The following is an 18,295-nucleotide window of genomic DNA, read 5'->3' as shown; positions in this document are numbered from 1 at the left end:
CTTGATTTGCATAGATTATGGCTAGACAGTGCAAAGTAGCAGCTTTGCCTTGAACATCGCCAATTTTTTCCTGAAGTTCGAGAGATTGTTGATAAAATGCGATCGCCTGTTCTACTTCTCCTTGATTCGCATAGATTATTGCTAGACAGTGCAAAGTAGCAGCTTTCCCTTGAACATCGCCAATTTTTTCCTGAAGTTCGAGAGATTGTTGATAAAATGCGATCGCCTCTTTTTTGTTTCCCCAATCATCCTCAATCCATCCTAATTCATGCAAAGTGGTTGCCTTTAAAGATATGAAATCTTCATCATCATCCTTCGCCAAATCTAACGCTTGTTCTAGATAGTATTTTGCTGCTTTATATTCACTCCGACTGCGATAAGCAATCGCCAAATTATTCAAAACTCTGATGCGAGTTTTCAAATCCTCGTCAGTTTCTTCGCGCCCATTTGAGGGAGTATATTCCATCAATAACCGTTTTAATAAATCAATTCGTTCCTGCTTTTCTGGAACCTCGCAATTGCTAATCCCTTTGCTAGCATCCAGAGTTTGAGACATCGCATCATCTCTAGTATTTACATGAGTTTTGAACACAAAAGTTCCCGAATTCCAGGCCCAAAAATCCGGCGCATAATTAGCAACTCGCGTAATCGCATAATCTGGCAAACAAAAAATCATTGGATGCCGTACCATAACCGGATAAGCATCTCGCACCCAATTAAAATCTACCAACATCGGCGGATATTCCCCCGTCATCCCGATCGCATTTTCCACTCCCCGCACAATGAAAATCAACTTTTTGTCTGGTTGAACCTTGACTGTTGGCAAAACCTTCAGAATTTCATCCATCAAAAAGCGCATCTCAGGATCGGGAAAATCCCAAATCTCAAACTGTATCTCTTGACAATCGGGATGACTAATTAAAGCCTGAATAATCGCATCTCTATCCCTGGTAAAATTACTTTGGATAAATCCCAAATCAAAGGCATCGTCGGGAACAATATCGACAAACGTCAGCAATTGGTCAAAAGATTCTTGATTGAGTTCAACAATCCTTTGTCGGTATATTTCAGGGATTTCCTTGGATTGATGCCAGGGCTTTTTGGAAAGCATAACTTTGTTTTACGAGGGGGTTGACATAATTCCACCGACTATTGCCGTTGTATTCCAAGACGGCAAGATTGAATAATAAATTTTGTCCGATTTCATCTTTATTAATATCTTTATTGATGCAAACTTGCGCTAATATGGTGTAATAATCTAGCGTAGGAATAGACCTTTCAAAGTCAAATTGCTGTTGATTTAAAGCGTAAGTTACATCTTCACCCAAAACTTTACTGTGTTTGCGAGTAACGGCTGTGCGACAAGCCGATCGAGTCGTCTGCATCAATTGTCGCACATGACCACCACTAGCTTTTGCCAAATCTAGCAACTGTTGGCGATCGTCAAATACGGCATCAACATCAACCCGCTGTTCGATCAAACTGGCAACTCCCTCTAATCTTTGCTGATTGTAATTTAAATTGCACTCACTGCGACTAAACTCATAAATATTTACCATTGGCACGATGTTAGGATTGCCAAATAAATTGCTAACATTTTTATAGGAATGAATTACCGAAATCGGCACTGTATAGATAATTGTACAGTCTAATTCTTGAAGTTGAGGAGCGTAATCAAAAAACAAATGATTACCAACATTTGGAGGAACCCGATCTAAGTTATCAACAATTACCAAAAATCCTTTTTGATAGCGGTCTGGATATTTTTGTCTCACCTTCTCAAAAGCATCTTGAAACAACAAATTAATATCTGTTTGCAAGCGGGATAGATTGCGCTGAAGAGTTTCCCGAATCACCTGTTTTTGTTGACTAGAACCTTTGATTTGACCGAGCAATTTGGCTGTCAACTTATAAATAAAAGGAATTTCGGTGCCTGCGCTTGCTTCAGTTTCGATGCTAACGGAAGATTGAACAGCTTCTTCTGTTTCTTTAGTGACTTCTTTAAACCACGATTCAAAACGCTCTAAAAGTTTGGGGTCAAACTTCAATTGTAATTTAGTCAAATCATCAGCTACTTTGTTGATAAACAGCAAATATAAATCGGTATATTCAGCATCATTAACATCCAGTTCCTGATCGAATTCTATGTAAATCACCCGATAGTCATTTTTCCACCGCGACTGAATGCGTTTTAATTCTGTACTTTTGCCACATCCCCGATGCCCGGTAAACAAAATTGTGTTAAATTCTCCCGGTTCTTGAAAATCCAAATCCGTGCTAACATCTTCGATCGCCACTGTGTTGCGTACTGCGGACAAATCCACATAATATCGGGCAATATCATCGCCCGTTAGAGGCTTGACATCGCAAGCGCGGTAAGCTTCTTTGAGTGTTTTGGCGCGGTTGGGTGGGAGTGAAGTCATCGGATTTTAGATTGTAGATGTTGGCTTGAACCTGCGAATAAGCCACAGTTGGTTGCGATCGCCCGCGATCGAGACTTGGAGCTTTTTAAATCCTATTATAATTCACATCTTGCACTATATAGCAATCCTTGCAGGAGTCATAAATATTTTTACCCCACCCCAACCCGGACCTTAGCAAGGTCCGGGAGTAAGAAATTCACAAATGATTTAGGATTGCTATATAAAATCCTGTTTTGAACAGGCATCTTGCCTGTGCGACAATAACTCAACTGCTTAATAACTAATAAGCAAGCCGCCTAAAATTAAAAATATGGCGATTAATGCCACCCAAATAAATCGATTATCCTGCGTATTCACCTGACTTAAATCTACAGGTTCTTCTATGACATTTCGTTTGGGAGTCGCAGGCTTGACGAAGGATACCCCAGGCCCTACTTGAAAATTTGAAGATTGATTTTCTTCTAGTGCGGCGAGATCGGGAATTTTTACCATCCATTCGGGAGGGATGGTGAGTTTGGGTGCTTCGAGAATAAACAGCAGCCGTTTGGCTTGCTGGCGGGTTTCTGGGCGCGGATGGCGGGTGAGTTGGCGGCAAAGGCCGATCGCCTCTTCTGTGTTACCAGAGGCTTCGTAGGCTGTCACTAGCCACATCTGCACTTCGCCACCCAAACGGGAACCGCGATCGACTAAACCTCTGGCTGTTTCTAAACTTTTGACAGCTTGAGCATATCGACCACTCTCAAAGGCGACTTTGCCAGTTTGGTATTCATTCTGAACAATTTCTAGCTTTTCTGAAGTCACCTGATTCCACCTAATCCCCAAATTTTACTACCCACATCCACCAAATACTAGAATTCGCTGTTGTTTTGCGACATACTGGACTCGTTGTCCCGTTTGGAACCGAGCAGGTCTAATTGGTCTACTTTAATGACTGGTTTGGAGCGATTTGCTCCGCTGTTACGATCCTGCCAGCGATCGAACTTTAAAGAGCCTGTAACTCCAATTAAAGAGCCTTTGCGAACATAGTCAGCAGCAATCTGGGCTGTTTTGCCCCAGATTTCCAGATTGAACCAGTCTGTTTGTTCGTCTGGGTTGCGCGATCGTCGCCTCACTGCCAGAGTTAAACTGCACTTCACTGTACCGGATTCAAAATATTTCACGTCCGGGTCGCCACCGACGCGGCCGACCAAAGTTACAACATTAATGCTCATAAATTTTTCAGGAAAGAGGTCTATCCATACTGTACTGTAGTCAAAATCTTATATCTGTTACCCGTTATCTTTGTACTTAGATCCAAACAGCCCTGGGAATGGCAATGGTAACAGCACTGATGCCAGCTTCATCCTGATTTTACACCCACTTACCAGAACACATTGATGGTAACGGTAGCGGTAACAGAGTGGTCGATCTCCTTCGACTACGCTGACTCAACCGTGTAGTGGCACCAGGGAGTCTAAGTGCAACAATGTACAGCTTTGACTAGACTCAGGATGAAAAACGTAATAGAATCCACCTCGGTTACACTTTTGTAACAACATTATTGCACACAATAGTATTTTAGTTTGGGGGGGTACAAATCAGTGGGTCTTCTCAATCGATTTTCCTTATCTAGAAACGATATGGGTATCGACCTCGGTACTGCTAACACGCTCGTTTATGTATCTGGCAAAGGTATAGTTCTCCAAGAACCTTCTGTAGTTGCGATCGATCAAGATCTGAAAATACCGTTGGCTGTGGGAGAAGAGGCGAAAAAAATGCTTGGGCGAACGCCTGGAAATGTGATCGCTGTTCGGCCACTCCGCGATGGAGTGATTGCTGACTTCGATACGGCGGAACTCATGCTCAAGACTTTTATTGGTCGGGTTCGTGGTAAAACTTTATCTCAGCCTCGGATCATCATTGGCATCCCCAGCGGTGTCACTGGTGTTGAGAGGCGGGCGGTGATTGAAGCGGCAACTCAAGCTGGTGCTAGCGAGGTCCGCTTAATTGACGAACCCATCGCAGCAGCGATCGGAGCCGGATTGCCTGTGGCGGAGGCGACGGGCAATATGATTATAGACATCGGCGGGGGCACGACGGAAGTTGCAGTTTTGAGTTTGCAAGGTACTGTCATTAGCGAGTCAGTCCGGGTTGCCGGTGATGAACTCAACGAGGCGATTATCCAATACGTCAAAAAAGTTCACAATTTGGTCATCGGCGAACGTACTGCTGAAGAAATTAAAATTCAGGTGGGTTCAGCATATCCAACGGCTGAGGATAACGAAGTGGTGATGGAAGTGCGCGGTTTGCACTTACTGTCTGGTTTGCCACGAACTGTGACGATTAAAGGTCCTGAAATTCGCGAAAGTATGTCGGAACCGCTTTCAGTAATTGTGGAAGCTGTGAAGCGTACTTTGGAGCGCACGCCCCCGGAATTAGCGGCAGATATTATTGACAGGGGAATTATGCTGGCCGGCGGTGGGGCTCTGATGAAAGGTTTAGATACTCTGATCAGTCACGAAACAGGAATTGTGACTCACGTTGCAGCAGACCCTCTGTGCTGCGTGGTTTTGGGAACTGGTCGGGTATTGGAAAACAAAATGTTGGAACGGGTATTTAGCGGGCAGTCGCGGTAATTGTAGTTAACAAATTTGGGATTTTGGATTTAGGAATTTGGCTGCCATCTAAACTCTAAAATCCTGACAAAACAATTTTAAAGTTTGAAATTATGCTAAAAAACACACTCCGTAGGTGGTGGGATCTGCGATTGCCAATTGCACTTTTAGGTTTAGCTGTAACTGCTGCTTGGGGAGTTCGGCAAACACAAGGTGCAGCAATGTTTGAGGTCTACAATTTTGTGACTCGTCCCTTTCAGGCCAACGGCTCTGGGCAAGAACAGCTAATCTTGGCACGCACTCAGGAATTGCAAGCGCAGGTATTAGAATTAGAAACTCAAAATCAGAAACTAAAAGAGCTTTTAAACTATGTTTCTGGTCAGAAAAAGAAAGGGGTCGTAGCTCCTATTATTGGCCGTAGTGCAGACCATTGGTGGCAACAGGTCACTTTGGGTAGGGGCAGTAATGATGGTATTAAAACTGATTTTACTGTGATGGGTCCGGGTGGCTTGGTCGGCCGCGTTGTGAGCGTTACTCCTAATACTAGCTTGGTACTTTTAATCAGTGACCCTACGAGTCAACTAGGTGTGGCAGTTACTCGGACTCGCCATATGGGTTTTCTGCGGGGTAAGGGAAAAAATAAAGCTGTGATGGAATTTTTTGATAATGTTCCTAATGTTAAACCTGGGGATGTGGTTTCAACTTCTTCTTTTAGTCAGTTGTTTCCTGCTAGTTTGCCGGTGGGAAAAGTGGTGTCAGTGGATATGAATAAAACTCCGGCTCCTGAAGCTATGATTGAGTTTTCTGCACCGATAAATTCTCTGGAGTGGGCGGTGGTGTATCCTCATTCTAAGGAAACAGAAAAACCAGACCAAAAGGCTTCGGAATCTCCCACTTCTACACCGCAAGAGGGAGTTGAGAAAAAATGAAGTCTTTACGTCGGATGTCTTCGCGATCGCGTCAATTCCTTAACTTCACCGTCACTTTTACTTCTGTGCTTCTGTGTTTGCTAATTTTGCCCACCCGTATGCCGGGAATGGAACTGTTGGGCATTAGTCCAAATTGGCTGTTAATGTGGGTGGTAGCTTGGAGTATTAAGCGCAAACGCACCATTTGGGGAGCTGCCTGTATGGGCTTGGTTTTGGGATTGTTGCAAGATGGGATGACTGCTCCTTATCCTAGTCATGCTGTCAGTTTGATGATTGTAGGGGCTCTCACGGTTGTTTTGCTCAAAAGTTGGTCGATTCCGGCGGATATTGTGGAGAGAGATCCGATTCCGATCGCCTTAATTGTGTTTGGGATGGCACTGTTGGCGGAAACGGTGATGGGGATTCAATTTTTTGCCATGGGCGATCGGGCTTTAATGGACATTTGGATGGATCATCAACGAATTGCTTTGTGTTCTGCTATTCTCAGCAGTCTCTGGGCTCCGGTGCTTTATTTTCCCCTCAATCGTTTGTGGGAAATGACCAGGAATTTAGAAAAATCTTAAGTGAACAACGGCTAAAAAAAATAAAATCTCCAAAACCCCGACTTATTTAATAAATCGGGGTTTTATCAACTTTAATGCACGCAAAAAACCCGGTTTAGGAGAAAAAATCGTCGCTGTTGCAGCCTGAGATATCAGTTGCGCTTAAACCCGCCCTCTGGAACCTAATAAGTGATTAACGGCAATAATCAAGTCGCTGAGGATAAAACTGGGCTGGTATTGTTGTAGTTGATGACGACTGCGAATGCCACAGGTAACGGCAATTGTCGGTATTCCCAATGCTTGTCCTGCGAGGATATCTGCTTCGGTATCTCCGATCATCCAAGCACTACCTAGAGATGACTGAAATTCTTCGGCAACTTCAGCCAATAATTCGGTTTTTAAGGCGGTATAGTTGTGATAAGCTGCATCGGCCATCTGAGTTCCGCGAATACTCGTAAACAGTCTGGCTAAACCGTAGTTCTGTAAAATTTGAACGGCTTGCTTTTTTGGCCGCAAAGTCACTAATACCAGTCTGACACCACGAGAATGAAGCAGGGCGATCGCCCATTGCACTCCCGGCTGGATACGATCTAAGTGCAACAAGTCCGGCTGATTGACAATCCGACTGACGCATCCGAGAAAAACTGCAATTTCTTCTCCACTCAAACCCGAACTTTTGGCAATTTCAGTATCCGGCACCCGATTTTGCTTCATTTGCCAAAACTGCTGCTTGCTGAGTATTTCCAGGTTGAGGTTGATGCCCCTCCCCAGATATACGGCCTGAGTGTCTGCTAATCCCTGTTTATATGTGGTGTAGTAGCGATCGGATACATCGACGATCGGTCCGTCTAAATCGCAAAATACAGTCATTTGGGCCGACGATTCCGCCTCTGAATGTACGTTGTACTGAGCGTTTTCCGATTCCGCAGCGGGTGCAATTAACATAAAACCTTAAGTAAATCAAGAGTAGCCATACATTTCTTTACTTTAGCAAGAAAGTCATAAGTTATAATACAAAAGTTTAAGTTACATCATTAAAAAAACCTATTAATTTTTTGATAGATAATTGCTGTGATAGCATGGCGAGTCAGGCTGAGTTCGCTGGTGTGGCAGATGGGCGATCGGTCTGTTCATGGATAAATTCGATAAATTTAATAAATTCCATGCAAAAAGCGCTTTTTGTGGTTGTTGATATCCCCTTTAACCATTAAACTTTAGACTTAAGTTTTTCGTCATTTGTAATTATCCCATGCTCAAACAAAGCGATTTTGTGAGGAATTCAGAAACTAATCGAGTAGAAGTGCTTTCGGAAGCACTGCCCTACATTCAACATTTTGCAGGCCGCACGATTGTGGTAAAATATGGCGGCGCTGCAATGAAAGATAGCAATCTCAAAGATCAAGTAGTTCGGGATATTGTATTGCTATCCTGTGTGGGGATGCGTCCGGTGGTGGTTCACGGTGGCGGCCCGGAAATTAATACTTGGCTGGAAAAATTAGGCATTGAACCCCAATTTAAGAATGGTTTGAGGGTGACAGATGCGGCGACGATGGAAGTTGTCGAGATGGTTTTGGTGGGGAAGGTAAATAAGGAAATTGTTTCCTTAATTAACCAAGCTGGCGGTAAGGCTGTGGGTTTATGCGGCAAGGATGGTAATTTGATTCAAGCTCGTCCTGATGGCCGGGAGGGGATTGGGTTTGTGGGTGAAGTCAGTGGCGTGAAAATCCAGATTTTGGAGTCTTTGGTGAACAGCGGATATATTCCGGTGGTGTCGAGTGTGGCGGCGGATGAAAATGGTCAATCTTACAATATTAATGCCGATACCGTGGCTGGAGAAATTGCGGCTGGTTTGGGTGCTGAAAAATTGATTTTGATGACTGATACTGCTGGCATTTTGGAGGATTATCACAACCCAGAAAGTCTGATTGTGAAGTTAGATATTCAAGAAGCTCGACAGTTAATTGAGTCTGGGGTTGTTTCTGGGGGGATGATTCCAAAGGTTACTTGTTGTGTGCGGAGTTTAGCTCAAGGTGTGAAGGCTGCTCATATTATTGATGGTCGTCTCGAACACGCTTTGCTGCAAGAGATTTTCAGCGATTCGGGTATTGGATCGATGATTGTTGCTTCGGAGTATAGTGGGACGAAGTAAAATCTGTTGAGGGACGATCGCCATGCATGGTTATTTGGGACAATCAGGGCGATCTCCCTTTCGGAAAAAGAAACAATTGCGCTACATTCAAGACATTATGAGACTGCTTTGAGGTATTGCGTTACAGGCTTCAAATCGATGTCATCATTGGAAGTCAGTATTTTGAATAAATGACGCGGGATGCCGGCCGCAATCAAAGCTTCTAGATCGCGATCGAGCTTTGAGAAGTCTTCGTAGATGCCGACAAACTGAGTTACGCAAGCTAAAGATTCATCTTTCGGGTCATTGACTCCCGTGTATTTGTACTGAATATCAAAACCTGCTTTTTCGCCAATTTCTTCGATATCCCAGTCTACAAGATCTAGGGAAATTGCTTCAACGGCTAGGGCAATATGACCGGGCGGTATGGGGTCAAGAGGTTCGCAGCACCAACCCTCAGAATTGTTCCAGACGCTCTTACCAAGAGATTCTCGAATTTTGATGTATTTTCCCTCACTGAAAGTAGCAGCAAAACCAGGCTTTCTAGTTAAATAAGCTTAACATTTGAAAAGTGAATCTTAGGTTATGTTAAAATATAATCAACAAGATTATTTTTGCGCTATGTCACATTGGAATCAATGTCATGTCTATTTCTCAACCTGAAAAGTCGCAGTCTTTACAACCGATTCATCCCCCGGATCTTCAAATGCGATCGATCGCCTACAGTTTAGATACTTTAATTCCTGGACTCTACATTTGGCTGGGTGCGCTCAAAATTCGGATTGGGGGTAGCTTGGCAGAAGAAAGTTATCCGGGGACAATTCACAGTCCGATTGGGATTGCTTTAGTATTACCGGGCTATCGCATTTACAGCACTTACCAAGGTAGCTATGACCCTTGATAAGCATAAGCTTGACGGCATTCCTCAAATTACTGCAAAAACTTTGCCATCTACAGAATTTGAGTTACTTCTCTTGACAGCAGGCTACGGTAAAATTGGTACGGCTGCGGCTCAGGGAAATCGACTGAAAGTGTGGTGGACTCATCCTACTTTTAGACGCATCGAAGCTATTTACAGTGCTGATGGAATAGTTGCGATTACTGCTTATCACGTTTAGAGTTGTAGTTCAAACTCAGAAGTTTTTATTGATTGATGAAAGATCGATCGCACTTTCGGACAATAAGGGCGAGCGCACTTTGGGAAAATAAGCATAAGTTATAATCAAGATCTATGTGTCCGGTTAATCTCCCATGACTACACAATCTACTTCGCGTTATGTCGCACGTCACCCTGAAATCTTGTGATGAAATTGCTAATCAGCTTTTATATGTGTAAATTGAGCGTCTATTGACAAATGAGCGATCGCCCTTTGGGATTCGACATGGAAAAGGGCGATCGCCATCCATGGTTGTTTGGGGGAAAATGGCGATCGCCACAAATAGTAAAATCCGCTTAACATTGGAAAAATGAATATTAGGTTATGTTAAAATGCGATCGACAAGACCGCTCTGACAACATAACGCACAGGAATTCCTTCCATGTCTATTTAGAGATGGTCAAATAATTAAACATGATCCATGACGAATTACGACAAGAAATTTCAGAAATAGCTAGTAAATTTAAGCTGTTTGAATGTAATAATTGCGCTTTAAGCATCCAAGATTTTTTAATTCAAAGGGGTATTTCTGGAAAAAAAGTCAAAATTTACACTGGCAGTGCGAAGCGAAAATATGGTAATATTTACCATGATGACCTCGGACAAAATATTGCTACGAATGGAAGGCATGAAGCGATTGCAGTTCAAATTAATGGGGAGGAATTAATTTTTGATAATATCCACAATCAAGGAATTCCTAAACAAGAGTGGTTCGAGAAATTTTATTGTTTGGCCATGGATCTGGGCGGTCAATTTGAAATTACGGAAATTGAGTTTTAGCTGAAAGGAGATAAAATAATGTTAGATTTGTATGATTTGGTAGAAAAAATTAAGCAAAGATCGTCTTTATACTTGGGGAAGCGATCGCTTAGTCATCTCCATGTTTTCTTAGATGGCTATACCTTTGCCCGCCGTCAACTTGGTATTCCTGTAACAGAACAAGAAACAAAGTTTGAGGAGTTTCAAGAATGGATAGAAAATCGATTTAACCAAGCAGACACTCAATCTTGGAGTCGGATTATTCTTTTTTATTCTGAGGATGAAGCCGATGCGCTGAAGCGTTTTTTTGATTTATTTGAAGAATTCTTGAATAGTGAACAGTTGCCAAAAGATGATGCAACAAATAATTACGAAATGTCTGATGAGTTGAGCGTTGTAGGTGTAAATGGTTGAGTCTCATATTGATAGGATAGTAAAAGTGCGATCGCACTTTCGGAAAATAAGGGCGATCGCACTTTGGGAAAAAGAAACAATTGCGCTACACCCAAGGCATTATGAGACTGCTTTGAGGTATTGCGTTACAGGCTTCAAATCGATGTCATCGTTGTCAGTCAGTATTTTGAATAAATGACGCGGGATGCCGGCCCCAATCAAAGCTTCTAGATCGCGATCGAGCTTTGACCAGTCTTCATAGATACCGACAAACTGACTTACGCAAGCTAAAGATTCGTCTTTTGGGTCATTGATTCCCGTGTATCTGTACTCAATATCAAAACCTGCTTTTTCGCCAATTTCTTCGATATCCCCGTCTACAATATCTAGGGAAATTGATTCAACAGCAAGTGCAATATGACCGGGCGGTATGGGGTCAAGAGGCTCGCAGCACCAGCCTTCAGAATGGTTCCAGACACTCTTACCAACTGATTCTCGAATTTTCATGTATTTTCCCTCACTGAAAGTAGCAGCGAAACCAGGCTTTATAGTTAAATAAGCTTAACATTTGAAAAGTGAAAATTAGGTTATGTTAAACTACAATTAGCCTGCCGGCGTTTTAGGGTAAGTTATAATCAAGATCGATGTGTCCGGTTAATCTCCCATGACTACACAATCTGCTTCGCGTTATGTCGCACGTCACCCTGAAATCTTGCAAGGGGAACCAATTATCGCAGGAACGAGAACTTCCGTTCGTGCGATCGTAGAATTGTGGCGTTTGGGTATTACTCCTGAAGAAATCCCGATGCACTTACCTCATCTGAAATTAGCTCAAATTTTTGACGCACTGAGCTTTTATTTGGACAACCAGGAAGAAATAAATACTTATATTGAGCGCAATCGAATTCCCGAAGAATTGATTCATCCTGCTGTGAAAGCTGCCATGAAAAAACCGTGAAACTATTTGCAACTATTCATACAGATGAAGATGTTTCTAGGCTGGTAGCTACTTTGCTGCGGGCTAGGGGTTTTGATGTGACGACAACGAGCGAACAGGGAATGTTGAGTCAATTGGATAATCAACAATTGGCTTATGCTGCATCTGTCGATCGATGTTTGCTCACTCACAATCGCGTGGATTTTGAGCGATTACACCTAGAATATATGATAGAAGGATGGGAACATTCTGGAATTATTGTGACTCCTCAAAAGAACGCCTATGAGATTGTGCAACGGGTTGCTATTCTATTAAATACGTTGACGGCTGATGAAATCGCCAATCAGCTTTTATATGTGTAAATTGAGCGTCTCTTGAAAGATTAGCGATCGCACTTTCGGACAATAAGCGCGATCGCACAGCGACAAAGCATATACCTTACAATAAAAATTGAAACTAATTAGGGGGTGAGCAGGAGTTATAATGAAACTACCCAATGGCGATCGGGCTGAAGTTTCTCTGCAAAAGCTAGTCGGCTACTGCTTAAATCCATAGCATTCTCGCGGAAAACACAAAGCCAGAGTCTTTGCATCGGTTTTGGGAATCACGGCTAATAATGCAGAAGTTTTGCAAGAGCTTATTCAAAAAGCAGCCATTGAAGGTGAAGTTGTCCAAGAAAATACTACTGATTTTGGGCAACAGTTTAAAGTAGATTGGACTGTACCCGATACAGCGGGGATTGAGCTTCGGACAATCTGGGAAATTACTCGGACTAATTCTAACCCTCGTTTGATTTCAGCTTTTTTAAACCATGATAAAAAACTTTAGACTTTTGGATTCTGTGGCGATTCTTAAGCCGGTTTCAAATACGCGATTAACGCTAGTAGAACCGGAATACGAATCTGTTTCTAGTTTGCCAGTAGGACTTGTGGGAACTATTGTCGAAGTGTATGATACGGGAAAGGAATGTCAGTATTTAGTGGAGTTTTCTGATAGTCAAGGGATTGAATATGCTATGGCTATTTTGAAGGCAGATGAAATTTTAGTTCTGCAATATGAACTCGCAGTTGCTTAGTAATGTGAGGGGAGTAAAAGTTCGATAAGCGCGATCGCACTTTGGGTTATTTCGGGGTAAAAGGGCGATCGTACTTTCTCTAACTTTACTTAACTGGCTTCCAACTATTGAGAGATTCCCGAATCGAACTTAATTGGCTGAGGTACTCAATAAGCTTGGCTTTTTGATACTCAAGACGAGCTAGAATTTCCGGCGCTTCTGCTTCTTTCGTTTCCCGTTCCTTCAAAACGCGATCGAAGTCATTTTGAAACCTGTTGATGTAATCATTGATTTGGCGTTCAGCACTTTTAAAATCAGTAGAAACTTGTTGCTCAATCACCCGCTCTAGGAGAGACTGGCTTCCTGATACATTGTCATCAATTTTTTGCTTGATTTGTTTTACAGTTAGGCGCAAGTCAACTTGATAAATAGTACGTTGGTCTTGAACTTCTATTGTTTTTTCAATAGGAACGTCTATCGTGTAAGTTTTATCGCCTTTACATAAACTATTTGATTTTTTTGTCCTGCTTTTCTTTTGAACCTCAGTTATCTTTTCAGTCCTGGTAAATACCTCTACTTGACGTTGAATACCTGCATCAATTCCGGGAAAATCAAAACTCGGAAACTGAATCGGGTTAATATTCAGTCTCACCTGTAAAGCATCACCCAAATAATTAGACAACTCATCAGATATTTTTTGAATATCTTCTTGGATCTTCTCGGCTAACTGCTCTCGGATGCTAGTACCCTCTCGAACTAGCTGATCTTGAGTATCTATCCACCAACTTTCAATACTTGGCGCACAAACATCATTAATAGTTTTTAGGATTTTTTGAGCTTCAGTCTGAGTCTGACAACGGATAATGTATGGATCGAACTTTTCAGGCTGATCATCTTGTTCAGAGACAGAACCATTGAAAGTGTCAGGAACAGTTTCACTCAGTTTATCCCATAGAGATGTGCTCAATTTGAATGCTTTGCCTAATCCCTGACCAAAAACAGGGATCAACCCTAATAGTGCTTCTCCAAATTCTCCCACTATTTGTCCGACGAAGCCCATTTTTTCAACTTTTGGCAGTTGTTGGGGAAGAAATTTATTTTTTTTTGGCTTTGGAGAGTTAGCGGAACGAGACTCGGCAATCTTATCTATCTCACTAGCTATCTTATCTTTAGCTCCATCGGCAAATGTGTTAATTCCTTGACTAAATCCTCGGATTAGTATTTGTTTTTGTTGCTCGACAGCTTTTTCTACAGATTTAACTTTGTACCTCGCATTCTCTGAGCGTCTCCTGTAGTCTTCTACTTTTTCCTTGAGGGATTCAATCCCCATTTCCCAACCCCTGATATCTGTATTCAGAGTATCCTCAATTGCCTTAGCAGCTTTATCGATTTCTGCCACTACCTCACTCAATAAATTCCAGCCAGAATTTTGCGTAATCCTTTGAATGACTGTTTCTTGAATGGTCGGGATACCGCTATCTTGCAAAGCTCTTGGTGCAATCTCTTCAGGTAAAGGAATTACTCTCCTGCCTTTTTCATCTCTCTCAGCATATTTGGCACTAAAGAAATCCTCAAAATCTTTTATCTCCTTGTCAGTGGCCTTTTTTTGCTGAATCAGTTTCGCTAAAAGTCCTTGTCGAGAACTAGCAGGGTAAATAACTGGATTGCGAAAGCCAAAGCCAGTTAATTCTCGTTCTAAATCCTTGATGACATCAGCAATTTCTCTGTCTCTCTCTGTCTTCTGGTCAATTTTGTTCAGGATAAAATAAATTTTACCTGTGTTTTCCGCTATAAAGTCTTTACGATTTTCGACAACATCCTTAAACAAATCGGCAACCGCATTATCTTTGTAGGAAGCGTAGTTTAAAATAAACAGAATGGCATTGCAGGTTCGCAGTGCTTCTAGTGCTGTTTGCTTCAGTGCATTAATGTTGAAGTTTGCAGACTCCCACTCATTAGGGCCGGGAGTATCAACTAAGGTAAAGCCTGTGAGAGAAGATAATTGGCTAATTGCTTCAATCGGATGCTCTATCTCAAAGCGTGTAGTGTGATCGGGATTGCCTTTTTCTCTGATTTCACGGGTACGCAGCAGGAATTTTTCCTGAATTTTGCCAGCGTCACCCTCAACAAGAATGACTGGTTTTCTTTCTCCTTCTCGATACTCTAAAAGTTTGGGAGTTCCGCCCGGTTTAATGTGTCGGACATCTGTACGGCAGATGGTACAGGCGGCCGTTTCACTCGCCAGCACATCAGCACCGATGATAGAATTTAAGAAGGTGCTTTTGCCAGCTTTCATTGCTGCTATGACGGCTACTTGATACTTCTGATCTTGCAAAGCCTTTAAAGCTTTGTTAATTTCATCTTCAATGCTTTGTAGCCCTTGACTTTCATCTCCCTGAATGCGGAGTCCGTCACGGAATTCTTTGAGATATTGTAAGAGGAAAGTGCCTGTACTGTCAATGCTGGTGTATGCTGCTTGAAATTCTTGAGAAGACATAAATTGACACTTTTAGTTGAGGGACGGGCTAAGTTAGAGCTAGAAATTCGCGGTTCAAATTGATATAGATTGTGCGCTTACCAACCTATCCGCCAGGGGTTTAAACCCCTGGCTAACAGCGAAAGTCCTCTGAAGAGGACTGAAAATTTTGTACATTAAGTATTTAGTCCTCTTTAGAGGACTTTCGCTATGAGACGGGGGTTTTTAACCCCCGGCGGACTCCTGCTACCACACCAGCACCCGCAGCAGCGGAACCTACTGCTTTCGCTACTTCATCACCTTTAGCCATTGGAATACCTCAGTTTAAGGAACAAAAACTAACTGTTTGCCTAACGGAAGATAACTAAACAGGCTAAACTTGAACGATCGCGATCGCACTTTTCTGCTTTTGTCAGTATTTATACTTAGATTGTGATTCGGTAATTTAATACTAGACTACTTATTGTTAGCAAACAACTAACAAACGCTAGCAATTTCGGTTATGCTGTCGTTAGTCAAATCTCACGACACCCACAATGGCATCCAAGGAAGACTTATTTGCCGAAGCCGCCAAAAACTGGGACTTAGAAAGGCTCTACCAAGCTTTTGCAGAAGCTAAACGCCAAATCTCACCCCGATCGCGTCGGGGACTTACAGAAACAGAAAAACTCTACCTCCGAGGATTGCTTTCCGGTTGCAGTCCCGCCGAAATCGCTAGAAAAATGTTTCAGACTCCCAAAAGTGCAGAAGTTTATCTATGTAAAACTTTATACCAATATGTCAAAAAACTCGCAGATGTACCTAACGAACCTGTAGGAAATTGGCGCAATATTTGCGATCGGCTACAGGAAGCCGGATATAAAACTCAGTCTTCTCCTGAATTTAAACTAAATAATTCTATACCTACAGAAGCCTTAGTAAAAATAGTTAATATAGGTTGGCTTGAGCAAAGTACAGTATCAATTGATATTAATATTCGACTAGAATTCCCCTCAACTTCAGAAACTCCCAAAACCGAAGACTTGGATCGAAAAGACTAGATGCACGATGCACTGATACTAACAGATTTGATAGGATACGGTTGGGAGCATCCCGATTTTGCATAGGCGAACCATTACCGCAGACAATTTATTAGTCATAACCAGAGATTTACAGCGGTCATGCTTCGCCCTTACCCCAAAGTTATGCCTTAACCACCTTGGCGGTTGCTATATGTTAAAGCCCCGACTTTTTTAAGAAGTCAGGGCTCTAGGTATTATGTTTTTGAGGTTTGCTTAACTATTTATACCAATTTTAAAAAAGAATGCAACAGTAGTCTTGTCTCTCCCCTTTATAAGGGGGGGTCAAAGATTGTTGCACGATTTTAGAGAAAGGGTATTAGTAAAGTACCCACAGACAATATTCCATACTACCTCATACTACATACCTGTTGATATAAAATTCAAAGTACACACCTAAAAAAAACTGTTTGAAACTAACTTTTATTCTGCACTATCCTGGGGTATGATTAGTCTGGGACACACGTATTGCCCACCATCGGTATCTCTACAAGGCCGCCTCGAATAATTCGACGTAAACAACTCAACTTCGTGATTAACCGTGGACTTAACAGTCGCAGGACTTGGCAGTGCTTGAGAAGCTGGACTCAGATCGACTAGAGTTATAATTGCCAGTATTGTTGATGAAATCAAAACATTAGGTTTCATTTCTTTGTTTTTTCCTCTTTTAAGCTTTGACGTGCCATTCCTATCCATATATCCTCATCCAATTCTTGAGAATCCGCATACTTAAGACAAATTTTCCACAAAGGTTGAGCTTCTTTCGTCTTTTTCATCCCTTCTAGAACTTGTGCTTTTAAACAGTAAGTTGCCGCTCTTTCGCTATCTATCTTGCTCGCTGCGTCCAGATGTTGCAGCGCTTCTGGATATCGAGCCTGTTTCAAGCGAGCCCAACCCAAATTTTTGAGCAAAGAATATTTGACTTGATCGTCCTTAGCTAATTTTAAACCTTGTAAAAGCAAATGAACAGCAGCAGGATAGTTTTTATCGTGAAGAATATATAACCGCGCTAGGTTACTGTAGGCAGCAGGCAAACCCAATTTAGCAGCTTCGCGATATTTTCCTCGCGCACATCCCAAATCCTGTACCTCTTCGCACAGCCATCCTAAATTATAAAGAGCAGTTCTGTTTTTGGGGTCTAGGGACAGGGCTAATTGATAGGATTCTTGAGTATCAGCCAATCGATCCGCCTTATAGTTTTCAAATCCTCTATTATTAAAAAGGGATGCGAGTTCCGGCAACCCTATTTGCCAGCCACCAAACCCTACTGTCAGCATTAAGAGCAAAGCAGCCCACTTAGAGTTATGATGCTTTTTAGGTGGCTGTTTTATAGCATTAGAAATGTTAGCTAATGGTTTTGTGTTTAGCATATTTTAACTCGGAACTAGAGAGATATTTAATTTGCCATATGGCGTAATGTTGACACTACGTATATGTATGCGACCATAGATTAATCCTTCATCGATTCCGAGGGACTATCAGGAGAGTTGCAGAAAATCAATCACTAGACTTGGCTATGAACGAGAGATACCAAGGCTTTTAGACTTAAGTTGACACCTAGGCTTTCTTCCTTATTCCTCAATTTCCCCCATTCCCCCCTTGGGGCTGGGCTGTTCCATTCTTTGTAGGGGCCGTGCCCCCGTGCCGGCCAGGGCTGTAACATTGCTCTTGTAGGGGCAATCCCACGCCCGGTTGCCCCAATCTCTGAAATGAGGGAAAATGGTCGGTGGAGGGGGTAGGCACGCACCATCCACTACCCCTACAAAGCCATCGTTTTTTGGAGAATGAAACCGCCCTGCCGTGCCGGCTCTCTTCGTCCACGATTTTGTAGTTGTTTGGTGAGAT

At 42.4% G+C, this 18,295-nt stretch carries 21 protein-coding genes and 1 pseudogene; 13 read left to right on the top strand and 9 right to left on the bottom strand.

The features are described from left to right. The 4 genes from AAFP14_RS01550 to AAFP14_RS01535 all read right to left on the bottom strand — a co-directional run. Positions 1–1,111, bottom strand: a 1,111-nt coding sequence (locus AAFP14_RS01550) for a tetratricopeptide repeat protein (protein ID WP_341730570.1), incomplete at its 3' end; no start/stop codon positions are given. Further along, positions 1,068–2,423: a P-loop NTPase fold protein gene (locus AAFP14_RS01545; RefSeq protein ID WP_341730569.1), complete on the bottom strand. Its 1,356-nt coding sequence runs from the start codon at positions 2,421–2,423 to the stop codon at positions 1,068–1,070. The genes AAFP14_RS01545 and AAFP14_RS01550, both read right to left, overlap by 44 nt. Positions 2,424–2,696: 273 nt before the next feature. After that, positions 2,697–3,224, bottom strand: a complete 528-nt coding sequence (locus tag AAFP14_RS01540; RefSeq protein ID WP_341730568.1) for a hypothetical protein — start codon at positions 3,222–3,224, stop codon at positions 2,697–2,699. Between the two features lie 47 nt (positions 3,225–3,271). Beyond that, the gene (locus AAFP14_RS01535; protein ID WP_341730567.1) at positions 3,272–3,634 is read right to left on the bottom strand and encodes a single-stranded DNA-binding protein; all 363 of its coding nucleotides are present in this window, start codon (positions 3,632–3,634) and stop codon (positions 3,272–3,274) included. A gap of 369 nt (positions 3,635–4,003) precedes the next feature. Between AAFP14_RS01535 and AAFP14_RS01530 the strand changes: the two genes are divergently transcribed. The 3 genes from AAFP14_RS01530 (at position 4,004) to mreD (ending at position 6,509) form a co-directional block, all read left to right on the top strand. Continuing rightward, on the top strand, positions 4,004–5,038 hold the full coding sequence (locus AAFP14_RS01530) for a rod shape-determining protein (RefSeq protein WP_341730566.1): 1,035 nt from the start codon (positions 4,004–4,006) through the stop codon (positions 5,036–5,038). A 92-nt stretch (positions 5,039–5,130) separates the two neighbouring features. After that, positions 5,131–5,946: a rod shape-determining protein MreC gene (mreC, locus tag AAFP14_RS01525; protein ID WP_341730565.1), complete on the top strand. Its 816-nt coding sequence runs from the start codon at positions 5,131–5,133 to the stop codon at positions 5,944–5,946. Next, entirely contained in the window at positions 5,943–6,509 is a 567-nt protein-coding gene (gene mreD, locus AAFP14_RS01520) for a rod shape-determining protein MreD (RefSeq protein WP_341730564.1), read from the top strand. The genes mreC and mreD overlap by 4 nt, the downstream gene beginning before the upstream one ends. A 141-nt stretch (positions 6,510–6,650) precedes the next feature. On the opposite strand, the gene AAFP14_RS01515 is transcribed toward mreD, so the two are convergent. Beyond that, the gene (locus AAFP14_RS01515; protein ID WP_341730563.1) at positions 6,651–7,433 is read right to left on the bottom strand and encodes an HAD family hydrolase; all 783 of its coding nucleotides are present in this window, start codon (positions 7,431–7,433) and stop codon (positions 6,651–6,653) included. 304 nt (positions 7,434–7,737) lie between these two features. On the opposite strand from AAFP14_RS01515, the gene argB reads away from it, so the two are divergent. The 5 genes from argB (at position 7,738) to AAFP14_RS01490 (ending at position 10,946) form a co-directional block, all read left to right on the top strand. Next, on the top strand, positions 7,738–8,637 hold the full coding sequence (argB, locus tag AAFP14_RS01510; protein WP_341730562.1) for an acetylglutamate kinase: 900 nt from the start codon (positions 7,738–7,740) through the stop codon (positions 8,635–8,637). A 622-nt stretch (positions 8,638–9,259) separates the two neighbouring features. Continuing rightward, on the top strand, positions 9,260–9,517 hold the full coding sequence (locus AAFP14_RS01505) for a hypothetical protein (RefSeq protein ID WP_341730561.1): 258 nt from the start codon (positions 9,260–9,262) through the stop codon (positions 9,515–9,517). Then, on the top strand, positions 9,507–9,734 hold the full coding sequence (locus tag AAFP14_RS01500) for a hypothetical protein (RefSeq protein ID WP_293153914.1): 228 nt from the start codon (positions 9,507–9,509) through the stop codon (positions 9,732–9,734). The genes AAFP14_RS01505 and AAFP14_RS01500 overlap by 11 nt, the downstream gene beginning before the upstream one ends. A gap of 453 nt (positions 9,735–10,187) precedes the next feature. Continuing rightward, a complete protein-coding gene (locus tag AAFP14_RS01495) occupies positions 10,188–10,553 on the top strand; it encodes a papain fold toxin domain-containing protein (protein WP_341730560.1) in 366 nt (121 codons plus the stop codon). 18 nt (positions 10,554–10,571) lie between these two features. Further along, entirely contained in the window at positions 10,572–10,946 is a 375-nt protein-coding gene (locus tag AAFP14_RS01490; protein WP_341730559.1) for a hypothetical protein, read from the top strand. A gap of 99 nt (positions 10,947–11,045) precedes the next feature. On the opposite strand, the gene AAFP14_RS01485 is transcribed toward AAFP14_RS01490, so the two are convergent. After that, positions 11,046–11,432, bottom strand: coding sequence for a hypothetical protein (locus AAFP14_RS01485; RefSeq protein ID WP_341730558.1), 387 nt, complete (start codon positions 11,430–11,432; stop codon positions 11,046–11,048). Positions 11,433–11,589: 157 nt separating this feature from the next. Here AAFP14_RS01485 and AAFP14_RS01480 point away from each other — a divergent pair, with 157 nt between their 5' ends. The 4 genes and pseudogenes from AAFP14_RS01480 (at position 11,590) to AAFP14_RS01465 (ending at position 12,937) form a co-directional block, all read left to right on the top strand. After that, the gene (locus AAFP14_RS01480; protein ID WP_096828231.1) at positions 11,590–11,883 is read left to right on the top strand and encodes a DUF433 domain-containing protein; all 294 of its coding nucleotides are present in this window, start codon (positions 11,590–11,592) and stop codon (positions 11,881–11,883) included. After that, entirely contained in the window at positions 11,880–12,224 is a 345-nt protein-coding gene (locus AAFP14_RS01475) for a DUF5615 family PIN-like protein (RefSeq protein WP_341730557.1), read from the top strand. Before AAFP14_RS01480 ends, AAFP14_RS01475 begins: the two co-directional genes overlap by 4 nt. A 205-nt stretch (positions 12,225–12,429) precedes the next feature. Beyond that, positions 12,430–12,690: pseudogene (locus AAFP14_RS01470) on the top strand (DUF6883 domain-containing protein); the annotation flags it as partial. Next, positions 12,674–12,937, top strand: coding sequence for a DUF4926 domain-containing protein (locus AAFP14_RS01465; protein WP_341730556.1), 264 nt, complete (start codon positions 12,674–12,676; stop codon positions 12,935–12,937). The pseudogene AAFP14_RS01470 and the gene AAFP14_RS01465, both read left to right, overlap by 17 nt. 85 nt (positions 12,938–13,022) lie before the next feature. Here AAFP14_RS01465 and AAFP14_RS01460 read toward each other — a convergent pair whose 3' ends face one another. Beyond that, the gene (locus AAFP14_RS01460; protein WP_341730555.1) at positions 13,023–15,413 is read right to left on the bottom strand and encodes a dynamin family protein; all 2,391 of its coding nucleotides are present in this window, start codon (positions 15,411–15,413) and stop codon (positions 13,023–13,025) included. 515 nt (positions 15,414–15,928) lie between these two features. Between AAFP14_RS01460 and AAFP14_RS01455 the strand changes: the two genes are divergently transcribed. Beyond that, positions 15,929–16,432: a helix-turn-helix transcriptional regulator gene (locus AAFP14_RS01455; RefSeq protein WP_341730554.1), complete on the top strand. Its 504-nt coding sequence runs from the start codon at positions 15,929–15,931 to the stop codon at positions 16,430–16,432. Between the two features lie 441 nt (positions 16,433–16,873). On the opposite strand, the gene AAFP14_RS01450 is transcribed toward AAFP14_RS01455, so the two are convergent. Together AAFP14_RS01450 and AAFP14_RS01445 are read right to left on the bottom strand one after the other, a co-directional pair. Further along, a complete protein-coding gene (locus AAFP14_RS01450; RefSeq protein WP_341730553.1) occupies positions 16,874–17,098 on the bottom strand; it encodes an Osc7112_2153 family protein in 225 nt (74 codons plus the stop codon). Beyond that, on the bottom strand, positions 17,095–17,820 hold the full coding sequence (locus AAFP14_RS01445) for a tetratricopeptide repeat protein (protein ID WP_341730552.1): 726 nt from the start codon (positions 17,818–17,820) through the stop codon (positions 17,095–17,097). The genes AAFP14_RS01450 and AAFP14_RS01445 overlap by 4 nt, the downstream gene beginning before the upstream one ends. Between the last annotated feature and the right edge of the window lie 475 nt (positions 17,821–18,295).

The sequence above is a fragment of the Microcoleus sp. EPA2 genome, assembly GCA_020882975.1.
GTDB lineage: Bacteria > Cyanobacteriota > Cyanobacteriia > Cyanobacteriales > Microcoleaceae > Microcoleus.
Note: the sequence above shows the minus strand (reverse complement) of the source record. Positions and strands in the feature narration are given on the sequence as shown.

Bases quoted from the DNA above. Each gene is read 5' to 3' on its own strand.
- mreD (WP_341730564.1), top strand. From the start codon at position 5,943: ATGAAGTCTTTACGTCGGATGTCTTCGCGATCGCGTCAATTCCTTAAC.
- AAFP14_RS01445 (WP_341730552.1), bottom strand. From the start codon at position 17,820: ATGCTAAACACAAAACCATTAGCTAACATTTCTAATGCTATAAAACAG.
- AAFP14_RS01465 (WP_341730556.1), top strand. From the start codon at position 12,674: ATGATAAAAAACTTTAGACTTTTGGATTCTGTGGCGATTCTTAAGCCG.
- AAFP14_RS01485 (WP_341730558.1), bottom strand. From the start codon at position 11,432: ATGAAAATTCGAGAATCAGTTGGTAAGAGTGTCTGGAACCATTCTGAA.
- AAFP14_RS01480 (WP_096828231.1), top strand. From the start codon at position 11,590: ATGACTACACAATCTGCTTCGCGTTATGTCGCACGTCACCCTGAAATC.
- AAFP14_RS01460 (WP_341730555.1), bottom strand. From the start codon at position 15,413: ATGTCTTCTCAAGAATTTCAAGCAGCATACACCAGCATTGACAGTACA.
- AAFP14_RS01450 (WP_341730553.1), bottom strand. From the start codon at position 17,098: ATGAAACCTAATGTTTTGATTTCATCAACAATACTGGCAATTATAACT.
- argB (WP_341730562.1), top strand. From the start codon at position 7,738: ATGCTCAAACAAAGCGATTTTGTGAGGAATTCAGAAACTAATCGAGTA.
- mreC (WP_341730565.1), top strand. From the start codon at position 5,131: ATGCTAAAAAACACACTCCGTAGGTGGTGGGATCTGCGATTGCCAATT.
- AAFP14_RS01455 (WP_341730554.1), top strand. From the start codon at position 15,929: ATGGCATCCAAGGAAGACTTATTTGCCGAAGCCGCCAAAAACTGGGAC.
- AAFP14_RS01490 (WP_341730559.1), top strand. From the start codon at position 10,572: ATGTTAGATTTGTATGATTTGGTAGAAAAAATTAAGCAAAGATCGTCT.
- AAFP14_RS01545 (WP_341730569.1), bottom strand. From the start codon at position 2,423: ATGACTTCACTCCCACCCAACCGCGCCAAAACACTCAAAGAAGCTTAC.
- AAFP14_RS01505 (WP_341730561.1), top strand. From the start codon at position 9,260: ATGTCTATTTCTCAACCTGAAAAGTCGCAGTCTTTACAACCGATTCAT.
- AAFP14_RS01495 (WP_341730560.1), top strand. From the start codon at position 10,188: ATGATCCATGACGAATTACGACAAGAAATTTCAGAAATAGCTAGTAAA.
- AAFP14_RS01535 (WP_341730567.1), bottom strand. From the start codon at position 3,634: ATGAGCATTAATGTTGTAACTTTGGTCGGCCGCGTCGGTGGCGACCCG.
- AAFP14_RS01500 (WP_293153914.1), top strand. From the start codon at position 9,507: ATGACCCTTGATAAGCATAAGCTTGACGGCATTCCTCAAATTACTGCA.
- AAFP14_RS01515 (WP_341730563.1), bottom strand. From the start codon at position 7,433: ATGTTAATTGCACCCGCTGCGGAATCGGAAAACGCTCAGTACAACGTA.